General features: G+C 71.2%; 13 protein-coding genes. 2 read left to right on the top strand and 11 right to left on the bottom strand.

Features of this window, described 5'->3' with window-relative positions; translation table 11 throughout:
- Positions 1-30: 30 nt before the first annotated feature.
- The 7 genes from A4X16_RS06910 to A4X16_RS06940 form a co-directional block, all read right to left on the bottom strand.
- Positions 31-849: a shikimate dehydrogenase family protein gene (locus A4X16_RS06910; RefSeq protein WP_067118347.1), complete on the bottom strand. Its 819-nt coding sequence runs from the start codon at positions 847-849 to the stop codon at positions 31-33.
- Positions 846-2423, bottom strand: a complete 1578-nt coding sequence (mltG, locus tag A4X16_RS06915; protein WP_082914337.1) for an endolytic transglycosylase MltG — start codon at positions 2421-2423, stop codon at positions 846-848. Before mltG ends, A4X16_RS06910 begins: the two co-directional genes overlap by 4 nt.
- Positions 2424-2425: 2 nt before the next feature.
- Positions 2426-2899 (bottom strand): Holliday junction resolvase RuvX, encoded by a 474-nt coding sequence (gene ruvX / locus A4X16_RS06920; RefSeq protein WP_067118350.1) that lies wholly within the window; start codon positions 2897-2899, stop codon positions 2426-2428.
- A complete protein-coding gene (gene alaS, locus A4X16_RS06925; RefSeq protein WP_067118353.1) occupies positions 2896-5556 on the bottom strand; it encodes an alanine--tRNA ligase in 2661 nt (886 codons plus the stop codon). The genes ruvX and alaS overlap by 4 nt, the downstream gene beginning before the upstream one ends.
- Before the next feature lie 57 nt (positions 5557-5613).
- A complete protein-coding gene (locus A4X16_RS06930) occupies positions 5614-5802 on the bottom strand; it encodes a hypothetical protein (RefSeq protein WP_067118356.1) in 189 nt (62 codons plus the stop codon).
- 106 nt (positions 5803-5908) lie between these two features.
- Entirely contained in the window at positions 5909-6538 is a 630-nt protein-coding gene (rpsD, locus tag A4X16_RS06935) for a 30S ribosomal protein S4 (RefSeq protein WP_067118359.1), read from the bottom strand.
- 160 nt (positions 6539-6698) lie between these two features.
- Positions 6699-8030, bottom strand: coding sequence for a replication-associated recombination protein A (locus tag A4X16_RS06940; RefSeq protein ID WP_082914338.1), 1332 nt, complete (start codon positions 8028-8030; stop codon positions 6699-6701).
- A 136-nt stretch (positions 8031-8166) separates the two neighbouring features.
- On the opposite strand from A4X16_RS06940, the gene A4X16_RS06945 reads away from it, so the two are divergent.
- Positions 8167-8493 (top strand): hypothetical protein, encoded by a 327-nt coding sequence (locus tag A4X16_RS06945; RefSeq protein WP_067118362.1) that lies wholly within the window; start codon positions 8167-8169, stop codon positions 8491-8493.
- 151 nt (positions 8494-8644) lie between these two features.
- Positions 8645-9529: a formate/nitrite transporter family protein gene (locus tag A4X16_RS06950; protein ID WP_067118365.1), complete on the top strand. Its 885-nt coding sequence runs from the start codon at positions 8645-8647 to the stop codon at positions 9527-9529.
- Positions 9530-9611: 82 nt separating this feature from the next.
- On the opposite strand, the gene A4X16_RS06955 is transcribed toward A4X16_RS06950, so the two are convergent.
- The 4 genes from A4X16_RS06955 to nirB are packed head-to-tail and all read right to left on the bottom strand — an operon-like array spanning position 9612 to position 14438.
- Complete coding sequence (locus A4X16_RS06955) at positions 9612-10736, bottom strand: uroporphyrinogen-III synthase (protein WP_067118370.1); 1125 nt, start codon at positions 10734-10736, stop codon at positions 9612-9614.
- Entirely contained in the window at positions 10736-11503 is a 768-nt protein-coding gene (cobA, locus tag A4X16_RS06960) for a uroporphyrinogen-III C-methyltransferase (RefSeq protein WP_067118373.1), read from the bottom strand. Before cobA ends, A4X16_RS06955 begins: the two co-directional genes overlap by 1 nt.
- Positions 11500-11865 (bottom strand): nitrite reductase small subunit NirD, encoded by a 366-nt coding sequence (nirD, locus tag A4X16_RS06965; RefSeq protein WP_067118376.1) that lies wholly within the window; start codon positions 11863-11865, stop codon positions 11500-11502. Before nirD ends, cobA begins: the two co-directional genes overlap by 4 nt.
- Positions 11862-14438 (bottom strand): nitrite reductase large subunit NirB, encoded by a 2577-nt coding sequence (gene nirB, locus A4X16_RS06970; protein WP_197491790.1) that lies wholly within the window; start codon positions 14436-14438, stop codon positions 11862-11864. Before nirB ends, nirD begins: the two co-directional genes overlap by 4 nt.
- Between the last annotated feature and the right edge of the window lie 38 nt (positions 14439-14476).

Genomic DNA, 14476 nt, shown 5'->3' on the forward strand with positions numbered 1-14476 from the left:
GGTTCCGACGACTCTCCGCCGCGTGTCGTCCTACGTCGTGAGGGCGCTGCGCATGGCCAGGACGATCGCCTGCTCGTCGGGAAGGGGCAGCAGCGGGTCGCCGTGCAGGAAGATGCGGATCTGGCGCTTGGCCTGGTGGAGCAGCATGCCCAGACCCGAGATCGCACGATCGCTTCCCCAGACCGTCGCGAGCGCGGACGGCCAGGGCGCGTACGCCACGTCGAAGAGCTCGCCCCCGACCGCGGCGAGCCGCGCCGAGGTGTCGGCATCGAGGGCGGCACCGCTCGGGAGCGTGGCCACCGTGAGGTCCACAGGGCTCGGATCGGCGGTGAGATCGTCGATGGAGGTGACGACGCCGAGTCGCTCCCCCAGCGCGGAGAGCGCGGCCGCCCGCTCCGGCCGCCGCGCACGCACATCGACGCTCCGCGCTCCCATCTCCGCCACGGCGACGAGCGCCGACGCCGCGGTCGCCCCCGCACCGAGGATGCGCACGCGCCGCGCCTCGGCGATCCCCTGTTCCGCGAGTGCGTCGACGATGCCGCCGACGTCGGTGTTGAAGCCCGCAGGTCGCTCGCCGAGCAGCAGCGTGTTGACGGCCCCGGTGGATCTGGCATGCCCGTCGAGGGTCGCCGCCGCCCGGTGCGCCCGCTCTTTCAGCGGCATCGTCAGCGAGAGCCCGCGCCAGGTGTCGTCGAGCGCGGCGAGCTCGGCGGCGAAGGCCGGTTCGTCGACGCGGACCCGTGTGTACTCCCAGTCGAGGCCGAGCACGCCGTACGCCGCAGCATGCAGCTGCGGCGATCGGGAGTGCGCGATCGGGTCGCCCCAGACCGCGAGCCGGCGACGCGTCATCCCGCCGAGCAGCCGCCGTCGGGATTCTCCTTGCACCACTGATCCCACTTCTCGACGCCCTTCAGGTGCTCCTCGTACGTCTCGGAGAACTGCGTCTCGCCGGTGGCGAGGTTGACCGTGACGAAGTAGAGCCAGGGACCGTCCGCAGGGCTCATGGCCGCCTTGATCGCGGCGTCGCTCGGGCTCGCGATCGGGGTGACGGGCAGCCCCGTGTGGACGTAGGTGTTCCAGGGGTTGGGATCCTCGAGGGCCTCCGCCGAGCTCGAGACGACGCCCTCGTGCAGCGAACCGTATCCGTACTGCGCCGTGGAGTCCATCTGCAGCATCATGTCGATGTCCAGACGGTTCTGGATCACCCGCGAGACCTTCGGGAAGTCGGCGGTGAGACCCTCGCGCTGGATGATCGAGGCGATCGTCAGCACTCGCTGCGCGTCCTCGGCCGGCACGCCGGCGCCGTCGAGCGATTCGCGCGTGCGGTCGACCATGCGCTGGATCACCTGCTGCGCGGTGACTCCCGGGTCGAACGTGTAGACCGCCGGGAAGAGCCATCCCTCGAGGGACTGGGCGGTGACGCCGTAGGCTGCCGGGTCCGCCACGGCCGCCTCGAGGTCCTCGATCGGGATCGCGAGCGAGTCGGCGATGCCGGGGAGCGACGACGCGATGGTCGCCCCTTCTCCGACGCTCGCGGAGTTCTCGAGCTTGTTCGCGGGATCCTTGAGTGCGGCGAGGGCCGCCTCCGCGGTCATCTTCTCCTGCAGGCGATAGTTGCCCGGGTAGAAGGTGACGGCGATGCCCTCGTCGACGAGGTAGTCGTAGAAGACGTCCTCGGTGCGGGTGACACCGGCCTCGAACAGCGCGGTCGACACCGGACCGCCGGTGTCGCCCTCCTTGATCGTCACGAGCACCTCGCCGGTCGCCTGACCCGGCTCCCAGTCCTTCGGGTCGCCCCAGCCGAGCGTCTCGCTGATCCGGTCGCCGTAGGTGTTCCACGCCCAGATTCCCGCACCGGCGATGCCGCCGACGACGGCGAGCACGATGATCAGCGCGACCAGGCAACCGGTCCGGCGCTTGCGCGCGGGCGGCTTCGCACCCGACCCGTCGTCGGCGTGCTCGTGGAAGAGGTCTTCGAGGCGCCCGCCCGACGCCGGGGCGTCCCTCACGGGCGCAGGCTCCTCGGATGCCGTCCGAGGCGTCGTCGCGGGTGCGGGAGGCATGGCCTCGGGCTCCCCGCTCTGCGAGACGGCGGACTGCCGAGCCGCAGGCGCGGCCTCGGCCTCGGCCGCACGCTCGGGCGCGGGCTCGGCGACGGTGACGGGGAACGCGCGGGTCACGGGCGCGTCTGCGGCTCCGTCTTCCGCGGAGGTCCCTCGCGACGGAGCGGCGGGCGTCCGCGGAGTCGATCCGCCGTTGGACCTCGTCGCGGCCGCCTCGCGCGCGGCGCGCCGGGATCCCGGTGCCGGGGGCGTCTCGTCCACGGTCGGGATCTGCTGCGTCGGGTCCGGCAGATTCTCGAACAGATCACCCAGGCGGGCGTGCGGGTCGTGCTGCGGCGACGCACTCTCTCGTTCGGGCATGGTCAGGGTGACTCCTCGTCGAGCGGAACAGTGGCTCCGGGCGGGTTTCCGGTGCTCTTCTCCGTGTCTATCGCCTGCTGCAGCAGAACCACCGCGGCGACCTGATCCACAATGCTACGAGAGTTCTTCTGTGTTCTGCCCGAGGATCGCAGTGCGGCGTGTGCGGTGACCGTGCTCAGACGCTCGTCCACGAGCCGCACCGGGATGCCCGTGCGTGTTGCGAGGGACACCGCGAAATCGCGGGCATCGGTCGTCGAGGCGGTGTCGGAGCCGCGGAGATTGACAGGCAGACCCACCACGAACTCGAGCGGCTCGTACTCGGAGGCGATCTCGGCGAGACGGTCGACGGATCGCGCGTCACGAGGCACCGTCTCGACCGGCACCGCGAGCATGCCGTCCGGATCGCACCGGGCGACACCGACTCGCGCCCGTCCGACGTCGATGCCGAGACGCACTCCGCGACGGAAGCCCGTCACGCTGTCCGCAGCTCCTGCGCGACGGCCTCGAGCGCCGCGGGCAGCGCCCCCGCGTCCGTTCCGCCTCCCTGGGCGACGTCATCCCGACCGCCGCCGCCGCCGCCGAGCACCGACGCCGCGCGCTTCGCCAGCGCACCCGCCTTGGCACCCGCGGCACGGGCGGCGTCGTTCGTCGCGACGACCACGACCGGGCGTCCGTTGACGACTGCTCCGAGCGCCACGACGGCCGCGTCCGCACCCAGGCGGTCGCGGACGCCGAGCACGAGCTCGCGCACGTCGTCGGCGGAGGCGAGGTCGCCGAGGGACTGCGCGGCCACGCGGAAGGCGCCGACCCGCTCCGCGGCGTCGGCGATGGCGGGCACCTGGCCCGCGCGCTCCCTGGCCTCGAACTGGGCGATGCGCTTCTCCGCGGCCTTGAGGTTCGCGGAGAGGTCGGAGATCCGCTCGACGAGCTGGTCGCGCGGCGTCTTGAGCGACGAGGTCAGCTGCGAGACGAGAGCGCGCTCGGCGGCGAGCTCACGGAAGGCATCCCGTCCGACGAGCGCCTCGATGCGTCGGTTCGAGGCGCCGACCGACGACTCCCCCACCACGCTGACGAGACCGATCTCGGCGCTGGTGCCGACGTGCGTACCGGCGCAGAGCTCACGAGACCACGGGCCGCCGATGTCCACCATGCGCACGACGTCGCCGTACTTCTCGCCGAACAGCGCCATGGCGCCGGCTTCCTTCGCCTCGTCGAGCGAGACGATGCGGGTCGTGACCTCGAGCGCGTCCTGCACCGCCCGGTTCGCGATGTCCTCGATCTCGGTGCGCGTCTCGCCGGACAGCGCCTGCGACCAGGCGAAGTCGAAGCGCATGTAGCCGGCGCGGTTGAGGGAGCCCGACTGCGTCGCGGTCGGACCGAGGGTGTCGCGCAGCGCGGCGTGCACGAGGTGCGTCGCCGAGTGCGCCTGACGCGCCGCGCGGCGGTTCGCCGCGTCGACGATCGTGGTGGCGGCGTCGTCGACGGCGACGGACCCTCGGGTCACCTCGACCGTGTGGCTGATGAGCCCCGGCACGGGCTTCTGCACGTCGAGGACGTCGAGCTCGTAGCCCGGGCCCACGATGACGCCCTTGTCGGCCACCTGCCCGCCGGATTCGGCGTAGAGGGTCGTCTCGGCGAGCACGACCTCGGCGATCTGGCCCTCCGACGCGCTGCGCACGACCTGACCGTCGACGAGGATCCCGAGGATGCGCGAGTCGACCTCGTGCTCGGAGTAGCCGTCGAATCCGGTCTCTCCCAGCGCACGCAGGTCGCGGTACACCGAGACGTCGGCCAGCTGGCGCTTGCGGTTGCGGGCGTCCTCCTTGGCGCGGGTGCGCTGCTCCTGCATCAGGGAGTCGAAGGCGGCGCGGTCGACGTTCAGCCCGGCCTCCTCCGCGACCTCGAGCGTGAGGTCGATCGGGAAGCCGTAAGTGTCGTGGAGGAGGAACGCCTCTCGACCGCTCAGCGCCGAGTCGCCCTTCTTCTTCGTCTCGTCGAGCGCGAGGTCGAGGATCGTCGAGCCCTGCGCGAGGGTGCGCCGGAAGGTCTCCTCCTCGGCGAAGGCGGATGCGGAGAGGGTCGACCACTCGGTCTCGAGCTCCGGGTAGGCCGACTTCATGGCGTCCCTCGAGGTCGCGAAGAGCTCGGGGAAGACCGGCTCGTCGACGCCGAGGAGCCGCATCGCCCGGACGGTCCTGCGCATCAGACGGCGCAGGATGTAGCCGCGCCCCTCGTTCGACGGACGCACGCCGTCGGAGAGCAGCATCAGCGAGGAGCGCACGTGGTCGGCGATGACGCGGAAGCGGACGTCGTCCTCGTGGACGGCGCCGTAGCGGCGGCCGGAGAGCTCGACCGCGCGGTCGAGGACCGGACGCACCTGGTCGGTCTCGTACATGTTCTCGACGCCCTGCTTGAGGAACGCGACGCGCTCGAGTCCCATGCCGGTGTCGATGTTCTTCATCGGGAGCTCGCCCACGATGTCGAACTCCGTCTTGCCGCGGATGTTCTCGATGAAGTCCTGCATGAACACGAGGTTCCAGATCTCCAGGAACCGCGAGTCATCGGCCGCGGGGCCTCCGTCCTGACCGTATGCGGGACCGCGGTCGAAGAAGATCTCCGAGTCGGGGCCGCCGGGGCCGGGCTGACCGGTGTTCCAGTAGTTGTCGGCGCGACCCAGGCGCTGGATGCGCTCGGGCTTCAGGCCGATGATGTCGCGCCAGATGGCCTCGGCCTCGTCGTCCGTCTCGTACACGGTGACCCAGAGGTCCTTCTCGTCGAAGCCCAGGCCGCCGTCGGACTCAGCACTGGTGAGCAGCTCCCAGGCGTAGCGGATCGCGCCCTCTTTGAAGTAGTCGCCGAACGACCAGTTGCCCAGCATCTGGAAGAAGGTGCCATGGCGGGCCGTGCGGCCGACCTCTTCGATGTCGTTGGTGCGGATGCACTTCTGCAGGTCCGCGATGCGAGGATGCGGAGCGGGGACGACACCCGTGAGATACGGGATCATCGGCACCATGCCGGCGACGGTGAAGAGCAGCGACGGGTCGTCGCTGACCAGCGACGCGGACGGGACGATGAGGTGGTCGTTCTTCTCGAAGTAGTCGAGATAGCGCTGCGCGATGTCCGCAGTGTTCATGGGGTGCCGGGTGTCCTTGCGTGCAGGGTGTGGAAGAGGGTCGCGCGTCGGGCGAGGTCAGTCGTCGGCGGGATCGGTGAGGCGCGCCTGCTGCTCGCGGTACGCGTCGCCGATGATCGCCGTGAACTCGTTGAACCGGGCGTCGACCTCGGCGAGGATGTCGTGACCGCGCGGGTCCTTGTTCATGAAATGCGCCGCGACGAAGCCGCCGATCACGCCGATCAGGAACCACAGCACGTTCTTCATGTCGTCATCCTTGCCTTGGACCCGCGAGGGCGCGGTGTCTCCATCGTATGCGGAAACGACAGAAGGCGTCGGGATGACCCCGACGCCTTCTGCGGAACAGCTGGACTCAGCGAGCTGCGTAGTACTCGACGACGAGCTGCACTTCACAGGTCACGGGGACCTCGGCGCGCTTCGGACGACGGACCAGGCGAGCCTGGAGCTTGTCGAGCTCGACCTCGAGGTAGCCGGGAACCGGGGGAAGCACCTCGGCGTGACCGCCGGCCGCTGCCACCTGGAAGGGCTCGGTGCCCTCGCTCTTGGCCTTGACGTGGATGAGCTGACCCGGCTTCACGCGGAAGGACGGGCGGTCGACGAGCTGACCGTCGACGAGGATGTGACGGTGCACGACGAGCTGGCGCGCCTGTGCGGTCGTACGGGCGAAGCCCGAACGCAGCACGAGGGCGTCGAGACGCATCTCGAGGAGCTCGACGAGGTTCTCACCGGTCAGGCCCTCGGTGCGACGAGCCTCGTTGAAGGTGTTGCGCATCTGCTTCTCGCGGATGCCGTACTGCTCGCGCAGACGCTGCTTCTCACGCAGACGGACGGCGTAGTCGCTGTCAGCCTTGCGCTTGGTGCGGCCGTGCTCACCCGGAGCGTAGGGACGCTTCTCGAGGTAGCGGGCGGCCTTCGGGGTGAGCGGGATGCCGAGTGCGCGGCTGAGGCGCACCTTGCGGCGGTCCTGAGACTTCGTGGTCACGAAGCTATCCTTCCGATGACGCGGTCGCGACTTTCGCGACTCGCGGACGTATCACCGCGTTCTGCCTTGGAGCGCACGCCGGGGCGCCAGCAAGGTGTGGTGTGAACGAGGAGATGCCCGAAAACTCGGTTTCGAGCCGCTCAAGTCTAACAGATGCGGCTCAGCCGCCGTCGAGGATGCGGCGGATGCGCTCCAGCCGGGCCGAGATGTCGCGTTCAGCGCCGAGGTTCTTCGGCGCGTAGTAACGCCGGCCCTGCAGCTCGTCGGGGAGGTACTGCTGCGGAAGGATGCCGAACTCGCTGTCGTGCGGGTAGGCGTAACCGCGTCCGTGGCCCAGTCGCTTGGCGCCCGGATAATGGGCGTCGCGCAGGTGCAGGGGCACACGGCCGAAGCCGCCGGCCCTGATGTCCGCGATCGCCGCGTCGATGCCCGTGTACGCCGCGTTCGACTTCGCGGTGGTCGCGAGGTAGACCGTCGCCTCCGCGAGCGGGATGCGCCCCTCCGGCATGCCGATAAACGCCACAGCGTCGGCGGCGGCCACGGCGATCGACAGCGCCTGCGGATCGGCCAGGCCGACGTCCTCGGAGGCCGAGATCACCAGCCGGCGGGCGATGAAGCGCGGATCCTCGCCCGCCTCGATCATCCGGGCGAGATAGTGCAGCGCGGCATCCGGGTCGGAGCCCCGGATCGACTTGATGAAGGCGCTGATCACGTCGTAGTGCTCGTCGCCCTGCCGGTCGTAGCGCAGCAGCGCCTTGTCGACGGCCTGCGCCACGTCGTCGGCGGTCGCCTCCGGGGTCGCGCCCTCCCCCGCGTTCGACAGCGCGACGGCGGCGGCCGCCTCGAGTCCCGTGAGCGCGCGGCGCGCGTCGCCCGACGCGAGCCGGATCAGTGCGGAGCGCGCGTCGTCGGCCAGCGTCACGGCGCCGTTGAGACCGCGCGCGTCCTGCACGGCGCGGTCGACCAGCACGGCGATGTCCTCGTCGGTCAGCGGCTGGAGCGTGAGGAGCAGGGAGCGCGAGAGCAGCGGCGAGATGACGGAGAACGACGGGTTCTCGGTCGTCGCGGCGATCAGGATCACCCATCCGTTCTCGACGCCCGGCAGCAGCGCGTCCTGCTGCGCCTTGGTGAAGCGGTGGATCTCGTCGAGGAACAGGATCGTCGTCTGCCCGTACAGATCGCGCTGCGTGATGGCCTCCTGCATCACCTCGCGGACGTCCTTGACGCCGGCGGTGATGGCCGAGAGCTCGACGAACCGGCGGCCGGACGAGCGTGCGATCGCCTGCGCGAGGGTCGTCTTGCCCGTCCCCGGCGGACCCCAGAGGATGATCGACACGGCGCCCGGCGATGCGGCCGCCGGGTCGGCGAGTGCGACGATCGGGGATCCCGCGCGGAGGAGGTGCTTCTGCCCTGCGACCTCGTCGAGCGACACCGGACGCATACGCACGGCGAGCGGCGTCTGGCCGGAGAGCAGTGCGGATGCGGAGGTCATCCCTCCAGGCTATCGCCGGTCGCCGACACCGGGCGTGGCGGGAGCCCCGGATCGTGACGGGTAGGCTCTCAGGCGACGTTTCCCCCGGCGCACGGCCCCCGAGCGCCGCACCTCCACCTCAGCAAGGGAGCACGGCATGGCCGCACGCGGATCGAAGAGCGCGCAGCAGCGCACCGAGGCGGAGCGCGCTCGACGTCACGCGGCCCGCACGGAGTGGCACGACAGCCGCATCCGACGCCGGGTCAGGGACAACACGATCGCGAGCATCGCGGGCGCGGTCATCGTGCTCGCCGCCGTCGGCAGTCAGGTGGTGCACGCGCAGGTCGCGCCTCCCGCGCCCGAGCCGACGCCCACCGTCGAGCCGACGGACGCCCCTGCCCCGACGGACACCACGGCGCCGGAGCCTGCTCCGACCGAGACGCCCGCCGAGGAGTCCCCTGTCGAGGAGACGCCGGCCGGCTGACGCGGGCCCGTCCCCGATCTCACACACCGCGCCTGCGGCGTGTGAGCGCTTCGCACCAGACCTGTAACGCACCGCGCGATCGCCCGAAACCGGTCGCCGCGACCATGGACGCAGTGAGCACGCCGCTCCCCTCGTCCCCTGGAGGTCGCCCATGTCGTACATCAAGCCCGCCGAGCTCGTCACCCGCATGGTGGACGCCGGCGCCTACAAGATCCAGCTGTCCACGCGAGACACCCTGATCCGCGCCTTCATGGGCGCCGCCATCCTGACGCTCGGCGCCGCCTTCGCGGTGACCGTCTCGACGCAGACCGGGCAGCCGCTGCTCGGCGCGCTGCTCTTCCCGATCGGCTTCGTACTGCTGTACCTGCTGGGCTACGACCTCCTCACGGGGGTGTTCACCCTGGCGCCGCTCGCCGTGCTCGACAAGCGCCCCGGCGCCACGACGGGAGCCGTCCTCCGCAACTGGGGCCTCGTGTTCCTGGGCAACTTCGGCGGAGCGTTCCTGGTCGCCGTCCTGATGGCGATCTACTTCACGTACGGCTTCTCCACCGAGCCCAGCGCCGTCGGGCTCGCGATCGGCGAGATCGGCCACGGCCGCACCGTCGGATACGCCGATCACGGCGCGGCGGGAATGCTGACGCTCTTCATCCGCGGCGTGCTGTGCAACTGGATGGTGTCGACCGCCGTGATCCTCGCGATGGTGTCCGACAACGTCCTGGGCAAGATCGTCGCGATGTGGCTGCCCATCTCGCTCTTCTTCTACATGGGATTCGAGCACTCGATCGTGAACATGTTCCTGTTCCCCTCGGGCCTGCTGCTCGGTGCCGACTTCACGATCATGGACTACCTGATCTGGAACGAGATCCCCACGGTGATCGGCAACCTCGTCGGCGGCCTGCTGCTCGCCGGGCTGCCGCTGTACCTGACGTACGGCCGACCGGCGACGCGTCGTGTCAGGACCCCGCGCGTCCGCGTCAGCCGCGCCCCTCGCGCCGTCGCGGCGGAGCGCACTCCCGAGCCCGCGGGCGTGGTCTGACGCCGCGGACGTCGACGGGCCCGGTGAGCGCACCGCTCACCGGGCCCGTCGACGTCATGGCGCAGATGAGGGAGGATGCGGATCAGTCCTCGGTCACCGCCAGTCGGTAGCCGCGCTTGACCACGGTGTGCACGAGCTCCCGACCGCCGAGCGCCTCGCGGAGCCGGGCGACGGCCACCTCCACCGCGTGCGCGTTGCGCTCCGCGCCCGGAAGCACTCCGCCCAGGTCCGCACGCGAGAGCACCCGGCCGCCGGCGGATGCGAGGGCTTCGAGCAGCGCGGCCGCCGACCGCGACAGCGGGATGAACTCGCCGCCGACCACGACCCCTCCGCTGCGCACCTCGACGCGCCCCGGCTCGGTCGGCAGCGAGGGCGCACGGCCCCCGCCGAAGTGCGAGATCACGGTGCGCGCGAGAGAGCCGAGGCGCCCGCGGTCGGCGATCACGGTGTGGAGGTCCGCGGCATGGAGCGGCGCCGCGGTGATGGGCCCGACCGACGCCAGCAGCAGGCGCCCGGAATGCGAGCGGCGGCGGATGCCGTCGAGCACGCCCGCCTCCTGCGCGACGGCGATCCACGAGGCGGCGCCGGGTGCCGACGTGAACAGCACGGCGTCGGCCTCGCCGCCGGCCGCCTGCATCGCGGAGCGGCGGACGACCTCGGGGTCGGGAGGCGGGCCCCAGCGGTAGACCGTGATGCTGAGGACGTCGGCGCCGGCATCCGTCAGCACCTCGTCGAGGCCGTCGGATCCGGCACCGTGGTGCTGCACGAGGATGCGCTTGCCGGCGACACCCGAGGCGCGCAGATACTCGGCGACCTCTGCCGACGTCTCGCTCTCGGCCACCCAGTCGGCGGTGAAGCCCGCCTGTTGGATGGCGCCGTGCGCCTTGGGTCCCCTGGCGACGAAGTGCGCATCGCGGAGGGCGGCGTCGAGCGCCTCGTCGAGACCGTGCTCGTGCGCCGCGTCCATCCATCCGCGGAAGCCGACTCCGGTCGTCACGACCACGATGTCCGGCGGGTCCGCGATGACCCGCTCCGTACGGGCGAGCATCTCGACGTCGTCCGCTCCGGTCACGATGCTCAACGCAGGCGCTCGATGCACGACCGCGCCCCGCCGCTCCAGCGCGGTCGCCAGATCGACGGAGCGACGATCGGCGGCGACGATGATCGTGCATCCGGCCAGAGCCGAATCGAGCGTCCGCACGGGCATCAGACGATGCTCTCGGCGATCATTCCGGCAGTCGGCAGCAGCAGCCCCGCACGCGCCACCTCGCCGAAGACGATGACGGAGGGGTTCACGACGGCGGCCGCGGCGGCATCCGCCTCGACGGTCGCCAGCGTGGAGCGGATCGTGCGCTGGCGCTCGGTGTGGCCGTTCTCGACGATCGCGACGGGCAGGCCGCCGTCCGCGCCGTGCGCGCGGGCGGCGCGGGCGATGCGCGGCAGAGCGGCCACCCCCATCAGGATCACGGTCGTCGCGGTCGGGTCCGCGAGCGACGCGAGGGCGCCGATGGAGAGGTCTCCGTGGCCGTTCACGATGTGCACGGCGGACGCGACGCCACGGTGGGTCACGGGGATGCCCGCGGCCTGGGGAACCGAGATCGCGCTGCTGATGCCGGGAGTCACCGACACCGGGATGCCCGCGGCCTCGCAGGCGAGCACCTCCTCTCCCCCGCGTCCCAGGACGAACGGGTCGCCGCCCTTGAGGCGGACGACCCTCTTGCCGGCGCGAGCCCGGTCGACGAGCAGCCGGTTGATCTCGTGCTGGGGAACGGGGTGGTCTCCAGGGCTCTTGCCCACGTCGATCACCTCGACGTGCGGAGCCAGCGCGCAACGCAGCTCCTCGAAGGGGCCCAGCCGGTCCGCGACCACCACGTCGGCGGCCATCAGCAGCCGATGCGCCCGGAGGGTCAGCAGATCGACCGGTCCCGGCCCGCCGCCGACGAGGTCGACGCGTCCGACGAGTGCCGGGCTCATGCGTCCTCCCCTCGGACGCGGCGCACATGGACCGCGCGGTCGACGACGCTCACCGGCCACACGCGCAGCGCGGCATCCGGTCGGCCCTGCGTCTCGAGGCAGATGCCGGTGCGGAGATCGAACACCTGCTTGTGCAGCGGCGACGCGACGGTCGGAGCGTCGCCCCGCGAGCCGACGATGCCGCGCGACATCACCTGCGCCCCGCTGTACGGATCGAGATTGTCGACCGCGTGCACGGAGCCGTCGGCCAGCAGGAACAGGGCCACCTGCTCGCCGTCGATCAGGGCGGCGCGGCCCCGCTCGACCTCGAGGTCGTCGATCGTGCAGACCCGGACGCCCGGAGCGGCGCTCACGACGCTCATCGCCGCACCTCCAGCGCGGTGCCCGCGATGAGCACTCCGCCGCGCCGCTCCTCGGTCGTCGCGGGGCGGATCTGCCCGCGCTCGGCCACATAGGCGAGCGACGGGTCGGGGGTGTCCGCGGCATTGACGAACGAGCGGAAGCGCTCGAGCTTGACCGGGTCGCGGAGCGTCGCCGCCCACTCGTCCTCGTAGCGGTCGACGTGCAGCGCCATCGCCGCGTCGAGGTCGGCGCAGATGCCGAGGCTGTCGTCGAGGATGACGCTCCGAAGGCCGTCGATCCCGCCGTCGAGCTCCTCGCACCACGGCGCGGTGCGCTGCAGACGGTCCGCCGTCCGTATGTAGTACATGAAGAACCGGTCGATCGCCCGGATCAGACCCTCGTCGTCGAGGTCGGAGGCGAGCAGCTGGGCGTGCCGCGGCGAGAAGCCGCCGTTGCCGCCGACGTACATGTTCCACCCGGTCTCGGTCGCGATCACGCCGACGTCCTTGCCGCGCGCCTCGGCGCACTCGCGGGCGCAGCCGGACACCCCGAGCTTGAGCTTGTGCGGCGCTCTCAGTCCTCGATATCTCAGCTCCAGCCGCACGGCCATGCCGACGGCGTCCTGCACCCCGTACCGGCACCAGGTGGATCCGACGCACGACTTCACCGTGCGCAGCGACTTGCCGTAGGCCTGCCCCGACTCGAAGCCGGCATCCACGAGCCGCTGCCAGATGAGCGGGAGCTGCTCGAGTCGCGCCCCGAACATGTCGATCCGCTGCCCGCCCGTGATCTTCGTGTACAGCGCGAAGTCCTTCGCCACCTGGCCGATCGCGAGCAGGCCCTCGGGCGTCACCTCGCCGCCGGGCATCCGCGGGACCACCGAGTACGTGCCGTCCTTCTGCATGTTGGCCATGACATGGTCGTTGGTGTCCTGCAGCGTCGCGTTCTCGCCGTCGAGGACGTGGGCGCCCACGAGGACCGAGAGGATGCTCGCGATCGCCGGCTTGCAGATGTCGCAGCCTCTGCCACGGCCGAACCGCTCGACGATCGCGCTGAAGGTCGTGAGCTCGGCGACGCGCACGGCGTCGAACAGCTGCCGCCGCGACAGGTCGAAGTGCTCGCACAGAGCATGCGACACCGTCTGACCGAGCTTCGTGAGCTCCTGGCCGACGACCTTCTTCACCATGAGCACGCACGAACCGCACGTGGCACCGGCCCTGGTGCAGCCCTTGACCGCCGCGGCGTCGGTGCAGCCCTCCTCGTGCACGGCCTGGCGGATGCGCCCCGCCGTCACGCTCGAGCACGAGCACACCACGGCCGCGTCGGGCAGTTCGCCGCCGGGCGCCTCCACGCCGCCCTCCGGCAGCAGGAACGCCGCGGGATCCGCACCGAGCGCCGCCCCCACGAGCGGACGCAGCGCACCGTACGCGGCGGCGTCGCCCACGAGGATGCCGCCGAGCAGCGTCTGCGCGTCATCCGAGAGCACGAGCTTCTTGTAGACGCCGGCGATCGGATCGGCGTAGACGACGTCGAGCGCGTTCGGCGTCGCGGCCAGAGCGTCGCCGAAGCTCGCCACGTCGACCCCCGACAGCTTGAGCTTCGAGGAGTCGTCGTACCCGGGGAACGCCGCCTCGCCGCCGAGGATCCGGGTGGCCGCGACCTCGGCCATCGCGTAGCCGGGGGCGACGAGTCCCACGCACCGGCCGCCGAAGCTGGCGACCTCGCCGATCGCGAGGATGTGCGGGTCCGACGTTCCGCAGCGCTCGTCGATGACGACGCCCCCGCGGGGCTCCACGTCCAGCTCCGCATTGCGGGCGAGCTCATCGCGAGGCCGCACCCCGACCGTGAACACGACCACGTCGGCGCGCTCGATCGACCCGTCCTGGAACTCGAGCGCCGTGACCATCCCCGAGGCGTCCGGGTCGAGCCGCGTCGTCCGCGATTCCGTGCGCACGGTCATGCCTCGGGCCTCGAGCAGTCTCCGCAGCATCGCTCCGCCGGCCGCGTCGAGCTGAGACGACATCAGGCGGTCCGAATACTGCACCACCGTCGCCTCGACGTCCATGCCCTGCAGCGCCCCTGCAGCCTCGAGTCCGAGCAGTCCGCCGCCGATCACCGCGCCGCGCAGAGGGCGGCCGAGGCGGCGCGCCCTGTTCTCGACGAAGGCCTTCAGGCTCTGCACGTCGTCGAGCGTGCGGTAGACGAAGCATCCGGGGAGGTCGGCGCCGTCGACGGCGACCTTCGCGGCATACGACCCGGTCGCGAGCACGAGGGTGTCGTACGGCACGACCCGACGGGATCGGGTGGTCACCGTCCTCGCGACCCGATCGATCCGGAGCACCCGGTCGTCCGGCAGCATCCGCACCCGGAAGTCGTCGAAGATCGAGCGGTCGAGCTCGAGGTCCTCCGGCGTGGATCCCGAGAAGAACCCGGTGAGGCCGACGCGGTCGTACGGGTGGCGGCCCTCGTCGCCGATCACGGTCACGTGAAGCGGGGTCTCGGCGCGGGCGAGCAGGCTCTCGACGAACCGGTGGGCCACCATGCCGGCGCCGACCACGACGATCTCTGCGGGGGTGAGTGCGATCTCGCTCATGCTGCTCCAATCGACGGATGCCGTGCTGGCGACGATAG

Source organism: Microbacterium sp. H83, assembly GCF_001650405.1.
GTDB lineage: Bacteria > Actinomycetota > Actinomycetes > Actinomycetales > Microbacteriaceae > Microbacterium.